Annotated in this window: 17 protein-coding genes and 2 pseudogenes; 7 read left to right on the forward strand and 12 right to left on the reverse strand. The window is 58.5% G+C overall.

Annotated elements, in window-relative coordinates; translation table 11 throughout:
• The first annotated feature begins 2 nt into the window (after positions 1 to 2).
• Both xerC and AC1Z1G_RS26450 read left to right on the forward strand, forming a co-directional pair.
• Positions 3 to 902 carry a tyrosine recombinase XerC gene (gene xerC / locus AC1Z1G_RS26445; protein ID WP_483623453.1) on the forward strand — a complete coding sequence of 300 codons (900 nt, stop codon included), beginning with the start codon at positions 3 to 5 and terminating at the stop codon, positions 900 to 902.
• On the forward strand, positions 899 to 1,603 hold the full coding sequence (locus tag AC1Z1G_RS26450) for an HAD family hydrolase (protein WP_483623455.1): 705 nt from the start codon (positions 899 to 901) through the stop codon (positions 1,601 to 1,603). Before xerC ends, AC1Z1G_RS26450 begins: the two co-directional genes overlap by 4 nt.
• 183 nt (positions 1,604 to 1,786) lie before the next feature.
• Here AC1Z1G_RS26450 and sutA read toward each other — a convergent pair whose 3' ends face one another.
• From sutA to glnK, 4 genes are all read right to left on the reverse strand, one after another.
• On the reverse strand, positions 1,787 to 2,110 hold the full coding sequence (gene sutA, locus AC1Z1G_RS26455) for a transcriptional regulator SutA (protein ID WP_347902679.1): 324 nt from the start codon (positions 2,108 to 2,110) through the stop codon (positions 1,787 to 1,789).
• 102 nt (positions 2,111 to 2,212) lie between these two features.
• Positions 2,213 to 2,638 carry a secondary thiamine-phosphate synthase enzyme YjbQ gene (locus tag AC1Z1G_RS26460; protein ID WP_483623457.1) on the reverse strand — a complete coding sequence of 142 codons (426 nt, stop codon included), beginning with the start codon at positions 2,636 to 2,638 and terminating at the stop codon, positions 2,213 to 2,215.
• A gap of 214 nt (positions 2,639 to 2,852) precedes the next feature.
• Positions 2,853 to 4,190 (reverse strand): ammonium transporter, encoded by a 1,338-nt coding sequence (locus tag AC1Z1G_RS26465; protein ID WP_483623459.1) that lies wholly within the window; start codon positions 4,188 to 4,190, stop codon positions 2,853 to 2,855.
• Between the two features lie 33 nt (positions 4,191 to 4,223).
• Complete coding sequence (glnK, locus tag AC1Z1G_RS26470; RefSeq protein ID WP_002555808.1) at positions 4,224 to 4,562, reverse strand: P-II family nitrogen regulator; 339 nt, start codon at positions 4,560 to 4,562, stop codon at positions 4,224 to 4,226.
• 399 nt (positions 4,563 to 4,961) lie between these two features.
• Here glnK and AC1Z1G_RS26475 point away from each other — a divergent pair, with 399 nt between their 5' ends.
• From AC1Z1G_RS26475 to AC1Z1G_RS26485, 3 genes and pseudogenes are all read left to right on the forward strand, one after another.
• Complete coding sequence (locus AC1Z1G_RS26475) at positions 4,962 to 5,225, forward strand: accessory factor UbiK family protein (RefSeq protein WP_483623461.1); 264 nt, start codon at positions 4,962 to 4,964, stop codon at positions 5,223 to 5,225.
• A 239-nt stretch (positions 5,226 to 5,464) separates the two neighbouring features.
• Positions 5,465 to 6,310, forward strand: a pseudogene (locus tag AC1Z1G_RS26480) (YifB family Mg chelatase-like AAA ATPase); the annotation flags it as partial.
• Between the two features lie 55 nt (positions 6,311 to 6,365).
• On the forward strand, positions 6,366 to 7,190 hold the full coding sequence (locus tag AC1Z1G_RS26485) for a GIY-YIG nuclease family protein (protein WP_483623462.1): 825 nt from the start codon (positions 6,366 to 6,368) through the stop codon (positions 7,188 to 7,190).
• Between the two features lie 300 nt (positions 7,191 to 7,490).
• On the opposite strand, the gene AC1Z1G_RS26490 is transcribed toward AC1Z1G_RS26485, so the two are convergent.
• The 8 genes and pseudogenes from AC1Z1G_RS26490 to AC1Z1G_RS26525 all read right to left on the reverse strand — a co-directional run bounded on the left by AC1Z1G_RS26490 (position 7,491) and on the right by AC1Z1G_RS26525 (position 18,962).
• Positions 7,491 to 9,590 (reverse strand): hypothetical protein, encoded by a 2,100-nt coding sequence (locus AC1Z1G_RS26490; RefSeq protein ID WP_483623463.1) that lies wholly within the window; start codon positions 9,588 to 9,590, stop codon positions 7,491 to 7,493.
• A 391-nt stretch (positions 9,591 to 9,981) separates the two neighbouring features.
• A pseudogene (locus AC1Z1G_RS26495) lies at positions 9,982 to 10,385 on the reverse strand (IS5 family transposase); the annotation flags it as partial.
• A gap of 96 nt (positions 10,386 to 10,481) precedes the next feature.
• The gene (locus AC1Z1G_RS26500) at positions 10,482 to 10,832 is read right to left on the reverse strand and encodes a hypothetical protein (RefSeq protein ID WP_483623465.1); all 351 of its coding nucleotides are present in this window, start codon (positions 10,830 to 10,832) and stop codon (positions 10,482 to 10,484) included.
• Positions 10,833 to 10,844: 12 nt separating this feature from the next.
• Complete coding sequence (locus AC1Z1G_RS26505; RefSeq protein WP_483623467.1) at positions 10,845 to 15,062, reverse strand: RHS repeat-associated core domain-containing protein; 4,218 nt, start codon at positions 15,060 to 15,062, stop codon at positions 10,845 to 10,847.
• Between the two features lie 44 nt (positions 15,063 to 15,106).
• Positions 15,107 to 15,556 carry a DcrB-related protein gene (locus tag AC1Z1G_RS26510; RefSeq protein ID WP_483623469.1) on the reverse strand — a complete coding sequence of 150 codons (450 nt, stop codon included), beginning with the start codon at positions 15,554 to 15,556 and terminating at the stop codon, positions 15,107 to 15,109.
• Positions 15,557 to 15,585: 29 nt separating this feature from the next.
• Positions 15,586 to 17,541, reverse strand: coding sequence for a type VI secretion system Vgr family protein (locus tag AC1Z1G_RS26515; RefSeq protein ID WP_483623470.1), 1,956 nt, complete (start codon positions 17,539 to 17,541; stop codon positions 15,586 to 15,588).
• Positions 17,542 to 17,613: 72 nt separating this feature from the next.
• On the reverse strand, positions 17,614 to 18,132 hold the full coding sequence (locus tag AC1Z1G_RS26520) for an Hcp family type VI secretion system effector (RefSeq protein WP_347904712.1): 519 nt from the start codon (positions 18,130 to 18,132) through the stop codon (positions 17,614 to 17,616).
• Between the two features lie 410 nt (positions 18,133 to 18,542).
• Positions 18,543 to 18,962, reverse strand: coding sequence for a hypothetical protein (locus AC1Z1G_RS26525; protein WP_483623472.1), 420 nt, complete (start codon positions 18,960 to 18,962; stop codon positions 18,543 to 18,545).
• Between the two features lie 507 nt (positions 18,963 to 19,469).
• On the opposite strand from AC1Z1G_RS26525, the gene AC1Z1G_RS26530 reads away from it, so the two are divergent.
• Both AC1Z1G_RS26530 and AC1Z1G_RS26535 read left to right on the forward strand, forming a co-directional pair.
• The gene (locus tag AC1Z1G_RS26530) at positions 19,470 to 20,111 is read left to right on the forward strand and encodes a DUF6088 family protein (RefSeq protein WP_483623474.1); all 642 of its coding nucleotides are present in this window, start codon (positions 19,470 to 19,472) and stop codon (positions 20,109 to 20,111) included.
• A gap of 66 nt (positions 20,112 to 20,177) precedes the next feature.
• On the forward strand, positions 20,178 to 21,167 hold the full coding sequence (locus AC1Z1G_RS26535) for an AAA family ATPase (protein ID WP_483623476.1): 990 nt from the start codon (positions 20,178 to 20,180) through the stop codon (positions 21,165 to 21,167).
• Positions 21,168 to 21,174: the final 7 nt, after the last annotated feature.

Raw genomic sequence — 21,174 nt, forward strand, 5'->3', positions numbered from 1 at the left:
CCGTGGAACGGCACCTGGATGCCTACTGCGAGCACCTGCGCAGTGAGCGTCAGGTGTCGCCGCACACGCTTTACGCTTACCGACGCGACCTGGACAAAGTGCTGGCGTGGTGCGAAAAACAGAACATCGCCAGTTGGGCCGCGCTGGACATCCAGCGCCTGCGCAGCCTGATCGCTCGCCTGCATGCCCAGGGCCAATCCTCGCGCAGCCTGGCGCGACTGCTTTCGGCGGTGCGCGGGCTCTATCACTATCTGAACCGCGAAGGCCTCTGCGACCACGACCCGGCCAACGGCCTGGCGCCGCCCAAGGGTGAACGACGCCTGCCCAAAACCCTCGACACCGACCGCGCCCTGCAACTGCTCGACGGCGCCGTGGAAGACGACTTTCTGGCCCGTCGCGATCAAGCCATCCTGGAACTGTTCTATTCCTCGGGCCTGCGCCTTTCCGAGCTGACCGGGTTGAACCTCGATCAGCTCGACCTGGCCGACGGCCTGGTGCAAGTGCTCGGCAAAGGCAGCAAGACCCGCGTGCTGCCGATCGGCAAAAAGGCCCGCGAAGCCCTCGACCTGTGGCTGCCGCTGCGGGCCATGACCAACCCTGCAGACGACGCGGTGTTTGTCAGCCTGCAAGGCAGGCGCCTTGGGCCACGGGCGATTCAGGTTCGGGTCAAGGCGGCGGGCGAGCGTGAACTGGGGCAGAACCTGCACCCGCACATGCTCCGGCACTCCTTTGCCAGCCACTTGCTTGAGTCCTCCCAGGACCTGCGAGCGGTGCAGGAACTGCTCGGCCACGCGGACATCAAGACCACGCAGATCTACACCCACCTGGATTTCCAGCACCTGGCGACGGTCTACGACAACGCCCACCCACGGGCCAAACGCATCAAGGGCGGTGACCAATGACCCTCCAACTGATCACGTTCGACCTCGACGACACCTTGTGGGACACCGCGCCTGTGATCGTCAGCGCCGAGGCCGTGCTGCGCCAGTGGCTGACCGAACACGCGGTAAACCTGGGCGGCGTGCCAGTGGAGCACTTGTGGGCGATTCGCGAACGGGTACTGGCCCACGAGCCGAGCCTCAAGCACCGCATCAGTGCCCTACGCCGACGGGTGTTGTTCCATGCACTGGAAGAGGCCGGTTACGACCACCATCAGGCGTCGGATCTGGCCGAGCAAGGCTTTGAAGTGTTTTTGCAGGCACGGCACCAGCTCAAAATTTTCCCCGAGGTGCAGCCGACCCTGGAGATTCTCGCCAACCAGTACGCCTTGGGCGTGGTCACCAACGGCAACGCGGATGTGCGTCGCCTGGGGCTGGCGGACTACTTCAAGTTCGCGCTGTGCGCCGAGGACATCGGCATTGCCAAACCCGATGCGCGACTCTTTCATGAGGCGTTGCGGCGCGGCGGTGCAAGCGCCGAAACCGCAGTGCACATCGGCGATCATCCCGGCGATGACATTGCCGGCGCACAACAGGCCGGGTTGCGGGCAATCTGGTTCAACCCGACGGGCAAAGTGTGGGAGGCGGACAAGGCGCCAGATGCCGAGATTCGCAGTTTGACCGAACTGCCAGAGTTGTTGGCGCAGTGGAACTGCCAACACTAAAACCTGTGGGAGCGGGCTTGCTCGCGAAGAGGGCCTCACATTCAAAATTGATGTTGGCTGACACTCCGCTTTCGCGAGCAAGCCCGCTCCCACAGGGGATCACCGCAATTCCCAGGCTTTTGTTTCACCCATGAAAAAGCCCGCAGCGACGGCGGGCTTTTTCAGCAAGCAAGTAGCGGACACTCAGATAGGTCGGCTGCCGTACTTGTTATCAGGCTTCTTGGGAGGATCGGCGACCACATTGGCCTCCACTTCCTGCACCTTGCCGCCTTTGGCCAGGAACTCTTCCATGGCTCGTGCCAGAGCATCACGCTCCTTGTTCTTGGCTTCGACGCTCGGCAGCTCATCGACCGATACCGCAGCCTTGGCCTTGCCTTTGGCGGTCGGTGCCGGGGCATCGCCACCATCGTCTTCAGCAACGTCTTCCGCTGCTGCTTCCAGACCTTCCTCGGCTTCGTCTTCGTCGCCTACTTCGAGGTCGTCGTTTTCCAGATCATCGTCGCTCATGTTGTACCTCATGACTTGCGAAAAGCAGATTAGTTATAGCCCAGCTTCGCCGTCTGTCGACGGCTGCCGGAAAAAATTCAACAACCACTGGTGACCAGCGGTTTATGCCCCTTCACCGTGCACGGTGGCGAGGACTTTACGAGCACCGCCTCGATCACGATGCTCGCCCAGATAAACACCTTGCCAACTGCCTAACGCCAGTCGGCCCGCCGTAATCGGCAAGCTCAACTGACAGCCCAGCAAACTGGCCTTGAAGTGCGCCGGGAGGTCGTCCAGGCCTTCGTCGTTATGCTCATAGCCAGCCGAACCTTGTGGGATCAGCCGATTGAAAAACCGTTCGAAGTCGCGACGTACCGCCGGATCGGCGTTCTCGTTGATGGTCAACGACGCCGAGGTATGCTGCAGACACAAATGCAACAGACCGACCCGACATGCCTTGAGTTCAGGCAGGCCGGCGAGTAACTCGTCCGTTACCAGATGAAAGCCCCGGGGCCGTGCCCGCAGGGTTATCAGAGTCTGTTGCCACATACAGTTCTCCGCACGTTCGGCGCGCATTCTAGCGCGCTCTGGGAAAAAACAAAGGGCCTAATATTCCTGCAATGGTGTAAGCCATTGACCCATGAAATGTGCCTGCCGCAAACACGCCATAAGGTGCGGGGAAAAACCTTTCAGTGGCTTCTTCAGTGACAAATCACAGGCGAAAAAATGCCCGGCGAACCGGGCATGATTTTTTTACGCGCGCTTACAGGTTGTAGCCGCGCTCGTTGTGTTGAGCCAGGTCCAGGCCCACCGCCTCTTCTTCTTCGGTAATGCGCAGGCCCATGACGGCATCCAGCACCTTGAGAATGATGAAGGTGACAATCGCGGTGTAGATCACCGTAAAGCCCACGCCTTTGCACTGGATCCAGACTTGCGCGGCGATGTCGGTCACGGTGCCGAAGCCACCCAGCGCCGGGGCGGCGAACACACCCGTAAGGATGGCGCCGAGAATGCCGCCGATACCGTGCACGCCAAAGGCGTCCAGTGAATCGTCGTAACCCATTTTGCGTTTCAGGGTTGTGGCGCAGAAGAAGCACACCACGCCTGCCGCCAGGCCGATGATCAGTGCGCCCATCGGGCCCACGGTACCGGCAGCCGGGGTGATCGCCACCAGACCGGCAACCACGCCCGAGGCGATACCCAGCGCACTCGGTTTGCCGTGGGTCAGCCACTCGGCAAACATCCAGCCCAGGGCAGCGGCGGCGGTGGCGATCTGAGTCACCAGCATGGCCATCCCGGCAGTGCCGTTGGCGGCGGCGGCGGAACCGGCGTTGAAGCCGAACCAGCCGACCCACAACATGGCGGCGCCCATCAGGGTGTAACCGAGGTTATGCGGGGCCATCGGCGTGGTCGGGAAGCCTTTACGCTTGCCCAGCACCAGGCACGCCACCAGCCCTGCGATACCGGCATTGATGTGCACCACTGTGCCGCCCGCGAAGTCGAGCACGCCCCAGTCGCCCAACAGCGAACCCGGACCGCTCCAGACCATGTGAGCAATCGGCGCATAAACCAGGGTGAACCACACCCCCATGAACACCAGCATCGCGGAGAACTTCATCCGCTCGGCGAACGCACCGACGATCAGCGCCGGGGTGATGATCGCGAAAGTCATCTGGTAGGTGACGAATACCGCCTCGGGAAACAGCGCCGCAGGGCCGGTAATGCTGGCAGGCGTGATGCCGGCAAGGAACGCCTTGGAGAAACTGCCGACAAAGGAATTGAGGTTGACGACGTTCGCTTCCATGCCAGTCGTGTCAAACGCCATGCTGTAGCCATAAAGGAACCACAGGATGGTGACCAGACCGGTTATGGCGAAACACTGCATCATCACCGAAAGAATGTTTTTGGACCGCACCATACCGCCGTAGAACAACGCCAGGCCAGGAATGGTCATGAACAGCACAAGGGCAGTAGAGGTCAACATCCAGGCAGTATCGCCGGAGTTGAGGACTGGAGGCGCCACCGGATCTGCCGCCATGGCCAGGCTGGGCATTACGATGGACAACAGGGCTCCTAGCCCTGCGAATTTACGCAGAGTCATATTGTTTTCTCCTGGGGCGTTGGGTTTGGCGGCTTAGATTGCGTCGGTATCGGTTTCGCCGGTACGGATGCGAATAGCCTGTTCCAGATTGACCACGAAGATCTTGCCGTCACCGATCTTGCCGGTGTTGGCCGCCTTGGTTATCGCCTCGATCACCCGATCAAGATCCTTGTCGTCAATGGCGACATCGATCTTCACCTTAGGCAGGAAATCGACCACGTATTCCGCGCCGCGATACAGCTCGGTGTGACCCTTCTGCCGGCCGAAGCCCTTGACTTCAGTAACGGTAATGCCCTGCACGCCGATCTCGGACAACGACTCGCGTACATCGTCCAGCTTGAACGGCTTGATGATGGCAGTGACTAGCTTCATGAAACTCTCTCCCGAATTGGTGGACTTGCCCCAGGAAAACAAACCCGACTCAAGTCTAAGCGCAGTGCCTGGCTTTGTAACGCGTCGTCGCCAACGCCCGTTAACCGCTCCTGACGAAACACTTCCCCTCCGTGCGCCGCACTGCATTTGTCGCAGCGGCTGCATCAGTGCATGGGTCACTAGCGACTAAGCAGAAAGCTTGCCATCTCGCGAAAAACCTCTGTTTTCAATCCCTTGGTCGCTGCCACCCTCGTCATCACCCAAACGCTTGCGCCGATACGCACAACAACGGTGCGCCAGCGCCGGACAACATGCGCGAAAAACGTGCAACCGCGCCTGCGTCAATGACTATAGACACTGCGTGATACACTGCCGGCCATTGTTTCCAGGACATTTCCCATGCTCGCGCCCAAAGACCTCCTCGATGCCCTGAGCGGCCACGCCTCCCGCCTGTTCAGCGGCGAAACCCCGCTGCCAAAGAGCGAAATCGAAAGCCAGTTCAAGGCCCTGCTGCAAAGCGGCTTCAGCAAACTCGATCTGGTGAGTCGGGAAGAGTTCGACAGCCAGATGGTCGTCCTGGCGCGCACCCGGGCACGCCTGGAAAGCCTTGAGGCGAAGGTCGCTGAGCTGGAAGCGAAATTGAATCCGCCGGCTGCCGAGTAAGCCTTTTCGTTGTGGGAGCAAGGCTCGCCCGCGATAACGTCGGAACGACTTTCAAGCCGTTCCATCCAGGCCGTGCCCCACAACGGTTAATACCCGTACACCGAACAATCGGTCTTCTCGAACACCCGTTCGCAACATCCTGCGCAAATTTCGCTGTACGCCCTCGGCACTGAACCGCCGCCTCGCAACTACCCTTCAAAAACCGCAGGAAGCGGCTCTCGCCCCATCAAGGAATGATCATGTCTCTGGCCATTGTCCACAGCCGCGCCCAGGTTGGCGTGGAGGCGCCTGCCGTTACCGTCGAAGTGCATCTGGCCAACGGCTTGCCGGCGCTGACCCTGGTCGGGTTGCCCGAAGCAGCGGTCAAGGAAAGCAAGGACCGGGTGCGCAGTGCAATTCTCAACTCGGGTTTCCAGTTCCCCGCACGGCGCATCACGTTGAACCTCGCACCCGCGGATTTACCCAAGGACGGTGGGCGATTCGATTTGGCGATCGCGATGGGGCTGCTGGCAGCCAGTGTGCAGGTGCCAACCCTGACACTGGAGGACGTGGAGTTTCTGGGGGAGTTGGCGCTCTCCGGCGCGGTGCGACCGGTGCGTGGCGTGTTGCCCGCGGCACTGGCGGCGCGCAAGGCCGGGCGTACGCTGGTGGTGCCTCGTGCCAATGCCGAGGAGGCCTGCCTGGCCTCGGGGCTGAAGGTCATCGCAGTCGACCATCTGCTGGAAGTGGTCGCCCACTTCAACGGTCACACGCCCCTTGAGCCTTATGTGTCCAGCGGCTTGTTGCACGCCAGCAAGCCTTATCCCGACTTGAGTGAAGTTCAGGGGCAGTTCGCGGCCAAACGCGCCTTGCTGATCGCTGCGGCGGGTGCCCACAACCTCTTGTTCAGCGGCCCTCCCGGAACCGGCAAAACCCTGCTGGCCAGCCGCTTGCCGGGGCTGTTGCCGCCGCTGGCAGAACAGGAAGCGCTGGAGGTGGCGGCCATTTTATCGGTGGCCAGCCATGTGCCGCTGAGCCACTGGCCGCAGCGACCGTTTCGCCAACCGCACCACTCGGCCTCAGGCCCGGCGCTGGTCGGCGGCGGCTGTAGTTTTTCGAAATAGATGCGATAAATTCGAAATAAATGAGACGCACATCAAATTGAAAGAAGAAGCAAACTCTGCTTATCTGATTACTCAATCTGCGTTGCCTCACTCCCAGGATTACCCGTACGCTCCCTCTACGAAAGGTGATGCAAGCCGTCAGGGAATAGGTATGAATCGGGAAGCAATCGAGCACGCATTTGAATTGAAGAGCGCATTACAATCGGCTATCGACTCAGGCGAAATCAAAGATCGCGAGCAATTGATGGCGCTGGCGGCTCACCACGAATTGTCCGTGACAAGGAACAGCAGAGACTACGCTGGCTTTCAGTGCAAAAGTGGAAGGCGATTGCGGGTTCGCTTCGATTTTAACGACCGTCCCCCGGAAGAACCTAGAATAAAAGGACCGAAGCCACGCAGGATAAAAGCTGGATTTTGGATCTACGCTCTGGTTGCTCACAGCAATGATGGTGATCGTAAAGCTTGTTACATCGGTCAAGCTGCCGATCTGCGCAAGCGGTTTCGAGAGCACCTTAACCGACAAAGGGAAGGATGTGGCTCGTACGCACTGTTTCAATGGGCAGCACGTGAGAAGGTTGACGTTCAGGCAGCCGTGCTCACTTGGGCAGCCGGCTCCCAAAGCAACGCCACTCACTACGAAGGATACTGGCTTCAACGTGCCCAAAACGCCGATTTCGAGGCGCCCGACGTGCATAACTGGGGCAGGCTACCAAGACCTGACAGCCTTCCAGATCAGCCGATCCACTGGCCAACTGAAACCGTCCAGTCCAATTCGATATCCCTTATCGAAGTCGTCACACAGAAACTCATTCCTCAGGTTCTCTACCATGGATCGGAACCCGAAGGTCCAATTGAGACCTGATTGCCAACCTAAACTAACATCGCAAGACACTTGGTCTTTTCGAAGGATTCAAAGGCCAACCCGCTTTAATAAGCAATTAACTCAAACTAGTATGAAGGCTCAGGGCTTTAACGAATTTCGCGAGGACCGGCCGCAAGAAGTACGCCGTAAAGCCCTGAGTTTGGCGCGCATACTGAGCTTGCTAGCCCCTCTGACCAGTAGAAACTTGCGCCCTGAAGGTCAAACTTCGCGTTGCGATCACAAATTATACGGCCCCAGCCCAGCCTGGCGCTCTGACTGGGACTGGGTGCCTAGGGAGAACTACAGCGCGTCCAAACGATAGTGGTTTTCAGACTCCTGAACTACCTTGAAAGCAGGCGGGTGGGGTGCATCTTTCGCCGGTTCTACGTTGGTGACTTGAGCAACAGCGTCTCCGACGGCCCAATAATCGGTCTTGCGAGCTGCGGCCCAGCGTCTTGAGCTTTCCTCACGCCATTTCTTGACGTCGCCAATGTAACTTCCCTCGTCAGCCAGCTTATCCAAGAACGCCATGAGATCTTGGCCTCGCGGGATCACGTCTTCCGGGCTCATCCCATCCAACAGGATTGCGCTGATGAGTAGCGCACGTGCTTGCGAAGAGAAGCGCGCGGTCAGGCGTGCGCTATCATGGGTTTGCATGCTGAAAATGGCCAGCCAAGTGAGTAGATCCGCCTTTGCCCGGAAATCGCGAATACTTGGTGCCATCAAAGGTTGCCCAGGGTTGGACATGGCGAGAGACACACCAACTACATAGTCGTCGTACTCGTCCAATTCAGGCATCGCAGCCTTGGTGATTTGGCCGGCGCTTTGTAGCTGTTCAACGCTGTTTCGCCGAATCATCACCGCACCGTAGGTTTGTACGATTCGAACGTGCAATTGGTCGGGGGTCGCAAAACGTTTCACAAGGCCCAACACCTTTTCGATGCCGGCAGTGGACGCGATGAAGCGCTGAGCTTGATGAGTCCCGCCCATAACTGACTCATCGATCTGGTAGTGTAAATCCAACCGATAGCGCGGAAGCGCCTCGGTCATCATGTGATCCCGCTCTACCTTAACCTTGGGCGTATCCATAGCCGCCAGCACCATTGGCGGGACGTCATCGACCGTCAACCACTCATGGAGACGGACGTAGGTGATTTGGCGCTCGTAGAAACTCGGCCCACTGAGGTTATCCGTCATTGCCGACCGGGGACGCAGCTGGCCATCAACGATGATCGGGCCAGTTGGAACGTCCATGGCGTCACCGGGGAAACGACCATCGTCGAGCACGAGGCCATTGATGGCCACGAGGTCATTCTGGGAAGCATTCACCAGCTCAGGTTGTCCATTGGCGAGCAGACGGCCAATCTCCGCTTCCCGGTGCAAAGCGCCTGGCGCGAGAGAGTACATTTGCTCGGCACCGGCATACTCGATGTAGGTACGGTCGGGGTGTCGAGGTTGCTCGTCGTCAACGTACCCGAACACGACCATGCCGCCGTTCTCAGCGAAGTGGATAAGCCGATCATTGCCTTCGCCTGGCTTGATGTTGCGCACCATTCCGCTGTGCTGAGGTTGTCGACCACACAACAGGGCTGCCATCGCTTCGTAGATCCCACCGTCGCGGCTGATGACTGGAACCATCCCGCGAAGTTGCCGGTTGATGATGCTGCGGCCGCGAAACACCCCAGCCTCGTTGAACAGCGAAATGATCTCGTAGCCTGGTGGCAACAGATCGTGTTGGCGCACTGCATCGAGCAATGTTTTGTGTGATGCAGGAATGAGCACGTCCCTGACATAAGCATCGCGCAATGCGCTCATGTTGGGGATGGCCGAAAACTTCGGATTGGATTTCAGCGCTTCAAGCGTGGACGGTTGCAGTTGACCAACCGCGTCGACCAGACCACCCCACACAAAGGTGTCACCGGAATCTGTGATGGCGTAGCTAAAAGCCGGAGCGCCGAGACCTATCAGATCCGAAGCGGTCAGCTGTGCGAGTCCAAGGTTGGCCACGTGCACGGCCGGGCGCAGACGATCATCGCGCAACGTCGACGGCGGGAGGGTACGTGCAGTAGCCCGGCAGGCATCCAGATGTTCAAGGTTGATCGCGGCCGCGATGGCCATCGCGTGTTCGAGTGACAGATCGAGGTACTGCGCAATGCGCTGACCAACGAAGTCGATGACGTGATCCAACTGCAACGGTTGTCCGGTGTAGGCCGGCCCGTACTGCTTGGCCGAGCTGTGAAGCTCGGCATATTTACCGAACCCCACTACCTGGGCGAACGTCTCTTGCGTAGACGAAAGAGACGGCCGTGGTTCTTGCGGGGCAAGTGGGTGCTTACGCAGTTTGGAAATGGATTGTTTGATGCGGCCGCTGTCGAAGTCAGCCGAAGTAATACGAAGCATGTGAACTCCTCAGGCAGGGGCACAGTGTTCGTGGTAGCTGGCGGGCCGGTGTGCACCTGACTATGGATCAAGTTTCGTATAAAGAATTGGGGTTTACAGGTGAAGCGGGTGGTTTCGTTTCCAGAGAATTCGCGCGAGGCCAGCAGCACCGAACGAAACCAGTCCGGATGCCGCAAATGTTAGGGCGCAAAAAAGTAATGTCAAGCAGGATCTACCCAAGCCACGCGCTGCGGGGCTTGAAGGAGGGCACGCAATAGGCGCGCGTACGTGAAATGCGTGAAGTTGCCCGCTGCGACCTAGGTTTCGGTTTACGAAATAAATGATTTTATGGAATTAACGCGACTACTGGTAATTGCCCTCCTCACTGTAACGGTCAACCAAAGTTAGCCCACGTCAGGCCACCCCGACTGCGCCCGAGTGCATGGTCTTGCGGCTCTTCAGGCCCCCTTTTTTCCCGGCGCCTGATGAGGCTCGGGTTGCACGAACGGCAGCGGAGTCGATCATCCAGGTTTCCAGGTCGATCAGGCCTTGCTCATTCAACCGGATGTGAAGTCGCTTGAGCATCTGGTCGAAAGCCCCGCGATTACGCCAGTCGCGAAAGCGTTGATAGACCGTTGACCACGGGCCGAAACGCTCGGGCATGTCACGCCAGGCGGCGCCTGAACAGAGCACCCATAGCACGCCGTTGAGCATCAGCCGATCATTTGCCCGTGGGCGTCCGTTACGGCGCGTTTCACTGAAGATGTCTGCAACCAAATCCCAGGCTGCGTCGGGAAGTTCGTAGCGTTTGGCCATCGTGGGCTCCTGCCTTTGATGGACGCGGACTCTACTGATTCCTGACGTTTGTGGGAGTCAAATGAGTTTCGGCGGATTTCGTACAGAGCCTAACAGCTAGCCATAAATATTTTTTTCTTGAGCTTTTTCAATAAATATATCCTGGAGGTCACCTTGAATTTCTTCCCCGTCATAAACGACGACAAAATCCCCATCTATATCATTAGGGAAATGGACTCCATCTAATGTGCCCAACACTACAGAAGCGCTGTCTGCGATTATGACATTAAAAAAAGCAAATACATCAGCCCTTTCATCATTGCTCAACGCCGCCAAGGCATTTCTAGCTTTCGCATAAGGGTCGCTATCGCTATTAGCAGATTTGCTTAGAGACTCCTTATACTGCTCAAAGTTTTTCTCAAATAACTCATTAAATATAGCATGCACAAATTTTTGATCTGGCTTCATGATGTGTCCTCATTAACGCATTTCTGGATACATGGATTTATTGAGTGTTATCAGCTCTTTAAGCTTAGCATTTGGCACGTCGGGATAAACCCGCCTAAGCTCTCTTATGTCACGAGCTACTACATCGCGCGCGCTAGTAAAAGGCAAGCCAGTCCTCCTGTTCGTACTGCTCCTAGACACTATTCCTACTCCCTCTTTAGAAGTAGTATGCCCCACGCGTGGAACCAGCATTGCAGGAGCAGTAGCCGGATCATAGCCCTCAACTAAATCTTTCATGAGTGTTTTTTGCCCGACGTGGTGAGAGTCTAATTCCAGATTTTTACCTTTTACAGCACTTTTATTAGCTTTATGCGAGTTTACATCCCATTTATTACACGCAAGACCCAATGGGTCGATCCACCCCATCGCATTCGGCGCATACCGATAGAGATTATCCCCTCCCATCAACCCAATCGGGTCCTGCGTGGTAAACCTCCCCACCGCCGGATCGTAGTACCGGAATGTGTTGTAGTACAGCCCGGTTTCGCGGTCGTGGTATTGCCCCTGGAAACGCAGGTTCTGTTCCACCACGTTCGGTGACAACGCTTCCAAACCACCCCACGCCTTGTAGTACGCGCGCCACACCACGTGGCCGTCGGCGTCGGTCATTTCTTGGGGGGTGCCGATCTGGTCGGTGTGGAAGTAGTAGTGCCGGGCCTCCTGTTCCGGGTGTTCGGGGTTGTTGTCGACGCGGGCCAATGGGGCGTAGCTGCCGGGTTCGTAAATGTAGAGGCTGTGGCGCTCGGCGTGTTGTTCCTGGAGCAGGCGCAGGCCTTGCCAGAGGAAGCGGGTGTGTTGGGTTTGCTCGTTCTGGGTGACCTGTTTGCCGATGCGTCGGCCGACGGCGTCGTACTGGTAACGAGCCTCGCTGCTCAGGGTGGTGCCTTGCCAGGTCTGGGCGTGGATGAGGCGGTTTTCACTGTCGTAGTGGAACCGTTGCATCGCGCCGCTGGCGCTGGTTTTTTCGCTGAGGTTGCCCCAGGTGTCGTAGCTGAAACGCAGGTCTTTGAAGGCCAGGATGCGGTTGTCCGGGCGGTTGTCGAATTGCCATTTGCCGCTGCCGCTGAGGTTACCGGCCGGGTCGTACGAGAAGTCCTCGACTTGCAGTTGCGGGTGTTGCGGTTGACGGCTGCGCAACTGGCCGCTGGCGTCATAGCTGTAGTCGGTGACGTCGCGCTGCTTGTCGACCACCCGCAGCACTTCGCCGCCGGGGCTGTAGTGATAGCGACGGTGCAGGGCGGTGGCCGGGTGTTGTGGGTGGCCGAGCAGGCTGTCGGTGGTGTCGCTGAACCGGCTGAGCTGCTCGTGGGGCAACTGGATGGCGGCTTGCCAGAGTTTGCGGCCCTTGGTGTCGTAGCCGAAGCGGCTGGTGAGTTTGCCTTGGGTACGCAGGGTTTCGCGGTGCAGGGCGTCGCGTTCGAAGTCGCTGATCAGATGACCGTCGAGGTTGATCTGGTGCAGGTGACCGCTGCCGTAGTAAAGCTGATTGAGCTGGCGGCCGTCCGGCAGTTCCAGGCCGGTGAGGTTGCCCAGCACGTCATAGCGGTAATGCAACTCGCCGCTGCTGCTGGTTTCGCTGAGCAACTGGCCGGCCGCGTCGTAGCTGAACGCCAGATGGTCGTCGCCGATGCCCAGCGCTTTACCGGCCGCCGTGGGTAGGCGGTCGATGGCAATCACCCGGTCGACATCGTCGTATTGATAGTCGAGGCGCGCATCTTCGGTCATGCGGGCGAGCACACGGCCTGCGGCGTCGTGTTCGAATTGCTGCTGACGCGAGACTTCGTTGAACGACTGCGCAGCGATTTCGTCCAGCTGGGTCAGGTAGCCGCCGACGCTGTAGCTGAAGCGTCGACGCAAGCCATCGACCCGCACTTCTTCTTGCAGACGGTCGCTGGCGTCGTAGCTGAACCGATAGGCCGCCTGGTTCTCGTTGATCAGCGCCACCAGCCGCTGGGTTTTGTCGTACTGGTAATGCACCTGCTGGCCCCGGGCATCCTTGCGCTTGCTCGGCAAACCGCGAGCGGTGCGCGACAGGTAAACGGTATGGTCGTCGGCGTCGGTGTGGCTGAGCAACTGGCCGAGGGCGTTGTAGGTGTAGGCGTCGTGGCTGCCGTCGGGGTGTTCGATGCGCAGCAGTTCGCCGTCGGGTTTGCGGGTCAGGCGGGTGGTGCGTTCCAGGGCATCCTTGATGCTGACCAGATGCAGGCGTTCGTCATACGCGTACTGGCTGCGGTTGCCGGTGCAGTCCTGGTATTGCTCGAGCTGGCCGAGGTTGTTCCACCACAGGTGGGTGGTGTTGCCGAGCGGGTCGACGGAGGTGTGTGGCAGGCCGGCGTCGCTGTTGAAAAACTGAGTGACCTGGCCCAGTGGGTCGGTGCTGTCGAGCAAGTTGCCGCTGCGGTCATAGGTCCAGCTCGCGCTGCTGCCATCCGGGCGCTCGATGCTGGTGACGAGGTCGGTGTTCAGGTGATAGCTGTAGCAGGTCGAGCGGCCCAGCGGATCGGTTTCTTCGACCAGTCGGGAAAAGTCGTCGTAGGCGAACTTGAGCCGGTTGCCGTCGGGTAATTCCAGGCCTGTCATGTTGCCCGAATCATCCAAATCGAAGCGGTACTGCTCGCCACCGAAGTCACGGCTGGCCACCACGCGCCGACCTTCGTTGTAGTGGATTTGGGCGACACGCCCGAGCACGTCGCGAACATCGGTTTGCCGTTGCGCAAGGTCGTAGTGAAAGTGGAAGTGCTCGCCGTCGTTGGTCCAGTGCTCGACCACGCGTGGTTCGTTGTCGCTGAAGGTCGTTGACCAGCGGTAGTGGCAAACCAGCCCGAGAGCGTTCTCGTGGGCGACCATCAACCCGCGCTCATAGGCGAAGTTGCGCACCCGGTCGCCGTTGCGGTTGATCACCTGTTGCAACTGGCCGTGGGCGTTGTACTGGTAATGCACCAGGGTTTCCACCGGCCGGTTGTCGACCACACGCTCGACGCGGCTCAGGCGCCGGGGGTGATGGTCGTAACACAGATGCAGACGAATGCCGCCAGTGGCGCAGATGTCACTCAGACGCTGCTGGTTGTCGTAGCTGAACGTGAGGAAATGACCGAGGGCATTTTCGATCCGCCGCAGGGGTGCAGGTTGGCCATTTTCCGGTAATTCACCGAAGTAGAAGAAGGTGTTGTCGAGGCTGTGAAGCAGGTAGTGACCGCCTTCGGAGCGCACCACAAACAGTTGCTCGTCGGTCAGGTACAGGCGTTCGCCCGGCTCAAGCGACGGCAGCGGCAGGTCACGGCCCTGGTTGTCGCGCAGGTAGAGCTGGCCGTCTTCCAGGCGCAGGCTTTGCTCCCACGGCAGCACCCAGCCGCGCCCGAGCAGGCCTTCGTGGGTGAGGTCGCTGGCGTAAAAACGCGCCCAACTGATGGGCATCAGCCCCGGCAGGCTGAAGTCGGTTTCGCCGTCTTCCAGAAGCAACTTACGCCCGCTGATGGCATCCACCGGATTGCCGAACAAGGCGCCGGCGACGCGGCCGATGGCGGGACCGATGACAAACTGTCCAGCCAGCTCTCCGGCAACGAACCCCGCCGCAAATTTCATGGCGCAGGGTGCCACTTGCTTGAGGCCCACCTTCCCGGCCATCAAGCCCAGTTTCAGCAGGCCACCGGCCGCACCGGCCACGGCCATGAGGATGTCGACGGTGGTGCGCAGCCATGGCGGGATTTCATCGTCTATCGGCAGGTATTGCTCGGCGTCGGCGCCAACAAAGACGTTGTCCGAACCGCTGTCGATGGCACTGCCGCAGGTCAGTTTGTCGCCTTTGCGCGCAGCGGCCAAACCGTTGTAGAAGACTTTGGCTGAACCTTCGGCCACCAATGGCAACGGGTTCGGGTGCTTCTTGCAAATCCCCGTGCTGCCTTCGGCCTGAGCGGCCTTGAGGCCGTTGATGAACACATCGGGGGAGCCACTTTCGATGCCCCCGGCGGGGGCCTTCGACATTCGTCCTATGGCTTCCCCTCCGGCGGCCAGCCCCATACCTCCCAGGCCTGCTATCAAACCCACCACTAAGCCGGCCCCAAGACCGCAAGTCGCGAGCGTAAAGATCGACGCCGCTGCAATCAGGGCCAGCCCCAGTGCCGCGCCCACCAGGAAACCGACGAGGGCGTTGCTGTGGGCAATCTCGTCATTAAGCCGTGCTGCTTCGAACATGCGAAGTCTCTCTGTCGCGTCGACCCTTCAAGGCCGGAGTGGGCTCAAGGGGTGGCGGTCACAGGCGGATGGGCCTTGAAGCTGGCCAATACGTCCGCCCAGAGCTGGTTCAACGGATCGTCGAACGGCACCTGGCAGGTGGCGGTGAACACCAGCACGCGTTCGGGCGCCACGATGAACGCGGCCTGGCGCTGGTACACCGGGCGGCCATCGCTTTGGTAATGAGCATCGACTTGCTGGCCCGCTATCGGCGCCTGCGCCGACAGCACGACCGCGCTGAGGCCCTGGTGTTTGTACTTGCGCAGCTTGGCCGCAATCAGGCTGACCTGACGTTCGACGTAGTCAGTGAGGGCCTCGCCCGGCAGCGTGTTGTCGCGTGAGACCGTCAGACTGAACGGTGCCGGCAGGGCGACACTGGGGACAAACATGTTGACGCTGCGGTCATGAAAGCCAGCGGGCAGAGTGAGGCTGCCTTCCTGTAGCAAGTAATCCATTTACGTCATCTCGTCCGTGGGGAGGTTATTCAGATAGCGGGCGCAGGTGGGCTGGAGAACACTCCATCGACCTTCGCCTCGATCGTGCCTTGGGCGCCATCGGCACCCGGTGCAGTGGCCGCCGCGCCTCCAGGCATGTTGATGTCGAGTTGTCCACCGGTATTGATTTGCGCATCGCCCGTCACCGAAAAATTGAATGAGGTGCCATAGAGGTTGATCGCCCCGTCAGCCGTCATCTCGATGACGCTCTGGCCACACACCAGCCGCAGTTTTTCACCGGCCTCGATCAGGTATTGGGTGCCGATGCTGTCCAGTTTCGTGCCGCCGACCTGCAAGGTGTCATCGACCTTGACCGTCCTGATCCGGTTTTGCCCGATGGTCACGGTTTCGTTCTGGCCCACCGAGTGGACGCGGTTGACGCCGACCCAATGGCTCTCGTTGTTCTCGACGGTGCAGTCCTGGTTGCGCTGGGCATGGATGAAGATTTGCTCCTGGCCGGCGCGGTCTTCGATGCGCAGTTCGTTGGAGCCGTTGCCGCCCAGGCTGCTGTTGGTCTTGAACACGCTGCGGGTTTTGTTCGCCGGCAGCGGGTAGGGCACGGGGGTGACTTTGTTCGGCACACAACCGGTGATCAGCGGTTTGTCCGGGTCGCCTTCCAGGAAGGTAATGAACACCTCCATGCCGATGCGCGGGATGACCACCTGGCCGTAACCGGGGCCTGCCCAACTGGACGCCACGCGCACCCAGCAACTGCTTTGGTCGTCGTAGCGGCCGTCGCGGTCCCAGTGAAACTGCACTTTGACCCGACCGTGTTCGTCGCAGTAGATCTCTTCGCCCTTGGGTCCGGTCACGATGGCGGTCTGGCTGGCCAGCACGGGTTTGCGGGGTGGCAGCGGTGGCCGGTAGAAAGTGGCCCAGGGGATGGCGTTGAACGTGTTGCGATAGCCCTGGACAAAGCCGTCCGAGAGTTGCACGTCGCTGGTGATGGACTCTTCGAGGACTTGCGGTTGCTTGCCTTCATGACACACCTCGGTCAGCAGCCACAGGTCGTTCCACTCGGTGCGCGGGTGCTCGCCCAGTTGCAGAAAGTGACCGCAGACCAGGGTCGGCTGGTCGCTTTTACCGGCGACCTGGCGGTAGTCGGCGCGATGACGTTCCAGGGCGTGCTGGCTGAGCAACTTGCCTCGCTCGCGATCGGTGAACAGGCCTGGATAGTCGTAGTCTTCCAGGTCAGGCTGTTTGGCGTCCTTTTCCGGCTCGTAGTCAGACTCCAGCAGCATCCGCGGTTTCTTGAAGTCGTAGTCGCGGCGGGTGGTGCGGCTGGTGCGCGCTTCCAGGCGCAGGTCGAACGCCTTGATCACCGGTTCGGTGGCAGCCATGCCGCTGTCCGGTTGATAGGCGGTGGGGCGGCCGAGTTTGGGGAACACGGTCTGGTCGTCGCCAAACACCAGCACATGCCCGGTGCGACTGTGCTGGAAGTGGTAGTGGATACCTTCTTCCTCGCACAGGCGCTGGATGAATTGCAGGTCCGATTCATCGTACTGCACGCAGTAGTCGCGCGGGGGCAGCGGCGTACTCAGCGCAAACCGATAGGCATTGCCCAGCAGGCCATGCTCTTCGAGGATCTGCGCAATGATGCGGTTGACCGGCAACTGCTGAAAAATACGTTGGTTGTGGCGCTGGCTCAGGTAGGCGAGTTGCGGCCTCAGCGTCACGCTATAGCGGGTCAGGCGTTTACCGCTGGCCCCTTGGGCGACTCGGTAGACTTGCCCGTGAATGCCGCTGTCGGTGTCGTTGAAGGCCAGAAAGGCTTGCTTGTGCAGCAGGCTTTCGAGGTCCAGGTCCGGGCGTTCGCTGACCAGTTCCACTTCGAAGGCAAACGGCGTGCTGAGCGCCTCCTTGCCGGTAAAGGAGAGCACTTGAAGGTCATGCGCAAGGTCGTCGATAGACAGGCTGAAATGCGTCTGGTGGGCAGGGCTGAACATCCATTGTTCCTCAAGCGCCGAAGTGACATCGACCAGCAAGGCTGGCCGATGTGTTGTAACGGTCGGCCAGACTTAGCCAGCGACCGGGGAACGCCAGTCATCGGAACCCGAAGTACCGGATACTTCGTGGGTCCAGGTGATTTTGCGGTAGGTGAAATGCACGTCTTCCAGGTGGGTGAAGTGCGAGTTCGCCGGGTCCTGGCAGTTGTGCATGTAGTCCTTGATGTCCACGATGATCGCGTCTTCAAGTTTGGTGGTGTAGTAGTGCTCTTGGGTGCCGGCAGCGGAGGTGCGGTACCACTTGATTTCGATCGTGGTCATGCGCTCGCCCGAGGTCAGGGCAGCCAGCAGCAGTGGGGAAGCCTTGTCGAAGACTTTGGTGATGACCACGGGTTTGTGAACGCGTTGGCCGGTGGGTTGGCCGGACTGCGGGTCACGCGGGATGATCACTTCGTGGCTGAAGCCCTGAACCATGACCTGGTCTTCGTGACCTTCCTGGTAGGTGTTGCCAACGGAGTCAGCGGTGAAGGCGCCGGCGGTGATCAGGCCTTGTTTTTCGCCGGTGACGGACATATACGCTGGTGTTGCCATGGATGCTCTCCTTGCTTACATAAATGAGATAGCCCGGGGGCGAAATCGCCCGGTGGGTGATCTTTATGTATCAAGATTTGTGCCATGTATGATAATTGTTAGTTAAATCAATGAGTTAGATATTATCTACGCAAGATTTTTCCTTCGCTCGCCTGGGAAAGGTTGTCAAAGTGCGCAAGAAGTTGCGCAGTACTGTGCAAGAAGTTGCGCACTCGCCTGTACAGAACGTCATATATGGTCTACAGCGATGTGTGCACACAGTTATCCACATTTGAGTGCGCAAGAAGTTGCGCATGAAGGCAAAAGGCCATCATTCGCTGGATCTCAAATCTGTACCGCGTAATGGGAAGCCCGCAGAATTCGGAAAAAAACGGTCACTGAGACTTTCGGGCGCTAGCGGCAGGCCATATTTAGGCTGCCATGACCGTATTGATGAGGGCTTCCAGAATTGCTTTCCTCTCTTCGAAACGGCCATCGGTATGGTCAATCACTTCGTATGTGACATTGCAGCCATCCCTGATGGGCGGACCACACAGAATGCGTCCCAGTTCACCCACTTCGACATGGTGCAGGTTGTAAGCGACGGAACCGTCTCTGAGGAATTCCCGATCAGCCTTGATTTCTTTCGGCCACATGGTGGTGTCCTCCAACTCAGGTTGTGTACGCCCATGTATCACGGGGATGGCTGCAATGGTGACAGCCAAAGCCTCAGGCGGGCCTCCCGCGACCAAACAACGTGGCCATAGCTCTGCCTCAACAGCGGCGTTTTTAGCCGTCAGCCGCATGACCACGAAGGCTTTGAAACGAAGTGATGGCTCTTCGATCTTCACATCCCACTCATGACTGGACGGCAAACCACACATGCCTATCAATTTCAGAGGCAAGCCGCGCAATCTCAGGGTGAACAAGCTTTTTAGACCAATGCGGGGCTCGGGTAGCCCGAGTAACTCAACCACTGGTCAAGTCCAATGCAATTGATTGGTCAGTGCGAATGCAAATGACTGGTCAGCGGCGATGCAATTAGGTGGTCAAGTCCATGCAATTACACACTTAACCAAAAACACGGCGTATGTCCTGCTCGGAAATGGCACGAGACAAAGAATCACAGTCAGTGACCTGATAAGTCTCAGATAGCCGTGATCTGCCCGCCACATCGGCGGTACTCCCTTCAGACAGCGCGCTAGATTCCTATTTCATTCTGATCTGATGACGGACTCCCGGAGCCCGCTTCTGCATCTCTTTCACAATTTTCAAGTGACTGAAGACCAGCAGCAACGCCTTGAATAAATGTCAGATAAAGCATTAAATATCTGACATAGCTTTCAGCGAGTCTATCGATGCCCTCCCTACCTGTAGCAATTGTGGAAAAAAGTCTGGCTGTCCCTAAAGGCTACGTTCTGAGTCCCAAGGAGTTTTTGCACTTGGGTAGCCGGGCCGCAGTGGATCAGGCATTTTCGCGCCTGACTAAAGCAGGAAACCTGTTACGCGTCGCTCGGGGCATCTACGTTGCTTGCGCGCGGGGACAAGACGAAACGCAAGCTCCGCAAGCAGAGGCTGTCGCACTGTCCATCGTTGCGCAGGCGAAGGGCGTGATCACAAACTGTGGTGCTGTAGCGGCCAAATCATTTGGGCTGATTTCACAAGCTCCGGACGAAGTGACTTTTCTCACGACAGGCCGTAGCAAACAGCTGACCGTGGGCTCGGACAGGGCCTCACTGCAACATGCACCTTATTGGATGCTGGCATTAGGAAAGTCCAGAGCCGGCGATGCCGTCAGAGCAATGGCTTGGATGGGAGCAGAGCGTGCCGAAAAGACTGCATCACAGCTTCACAGCCAGCTTTCAGTAGGCCAATGGGAGGCTCTTTCTGCTGTTAGGGCTAGTCTACCCACCTGGATGGCTATTGCAGTAAGCAAGGCTGGCATCTACGGTGGATTACGCAATGGAGGCGGCGCTACTGACCAACGGCCACGCATTTAACGGCGAACTTAAGGGTATCAACAGGTCATAGCGATTAAACTAACGGGATGAAAAAGGTAGAGAACCATGGCTAGCGGCGAGCATTTAAAGGCGCTTTTGCGCTCACACATCAAAGGAGATGACAGTCATTTCCTTGCCGTTGCTATGCAGATGGCCGCACACGAAGCCAAGCAAGGACACGGAAAGCTTGCTGAGGATCTACGTACCCTGATTGATTCTGCCCAATCCAAGCGAAAGCCGCTGCCATCTGGCCAACCGGTTCCCATTGGCCAGCCCAGAGGCGAATTGAGCAATCTGCTCTCCGTTACTCTTCCTCAAACACGCTTCTCTGAAATGATCCTGGACGACGCTACCCACGGCCGACTCGCCCGCATTATCAGCGAACAGCGCAATTTCGAAAAAATACGTGCACACGGCCTCTCGCCCCGCCGCAAGTTGCTTTTGGTCGGCCCACCCGGAACGGGTAAGACCATGACCGCTTCGGCTTTGGCCGGAGAGCTCGGTATCCCGCTGTATATCGTTCGCCTTGATAGCCTGATTACCAAGTTCATGGGTGAAACTGCGGCCAAGCTTCGGCAGGTGTTCGACGCCATTAGAGACACTCGGGGAATCTACTTCTTCGACGAGTTCGACGCGATTGGATCTCAACGTGGCCTGGCCAATGACGTCGGTGAGATTCGTCGTGTGCTCAACAGCTTTCTTCAGATGATTGAGCAGGATCAGTCCAACAGCTTGATCATTGCTGCCACGAACCATCCAGAAATTCTCGACTATGCCTTGTTCCGACGCTTTGATGATGTTATCGAATATGGGCTGCCCAACCCGGAACAGATTCGTGACGTGCTGAAAAACCGGCTCGTAAACTTTTCAAAATCGATTAAAAGCTGGGAAGAGCTCACCACAGTAGCAAGTGGCCTGAGCTACGCAGAGCTGGTACGGGCAGCAGATGACGCGATTAAAGACGCGATCATTCATGATCGTGGTGCGGTAGACGCTAGGGACGTGGCAAAGCATCTTGAAGAGCGTAAAGCTTTCCACGGAAGACAACGATTATAAGCCGGTA

The organism is Pseudomonas sp. JL27(2026) (genome assembly GCF_056933555.1).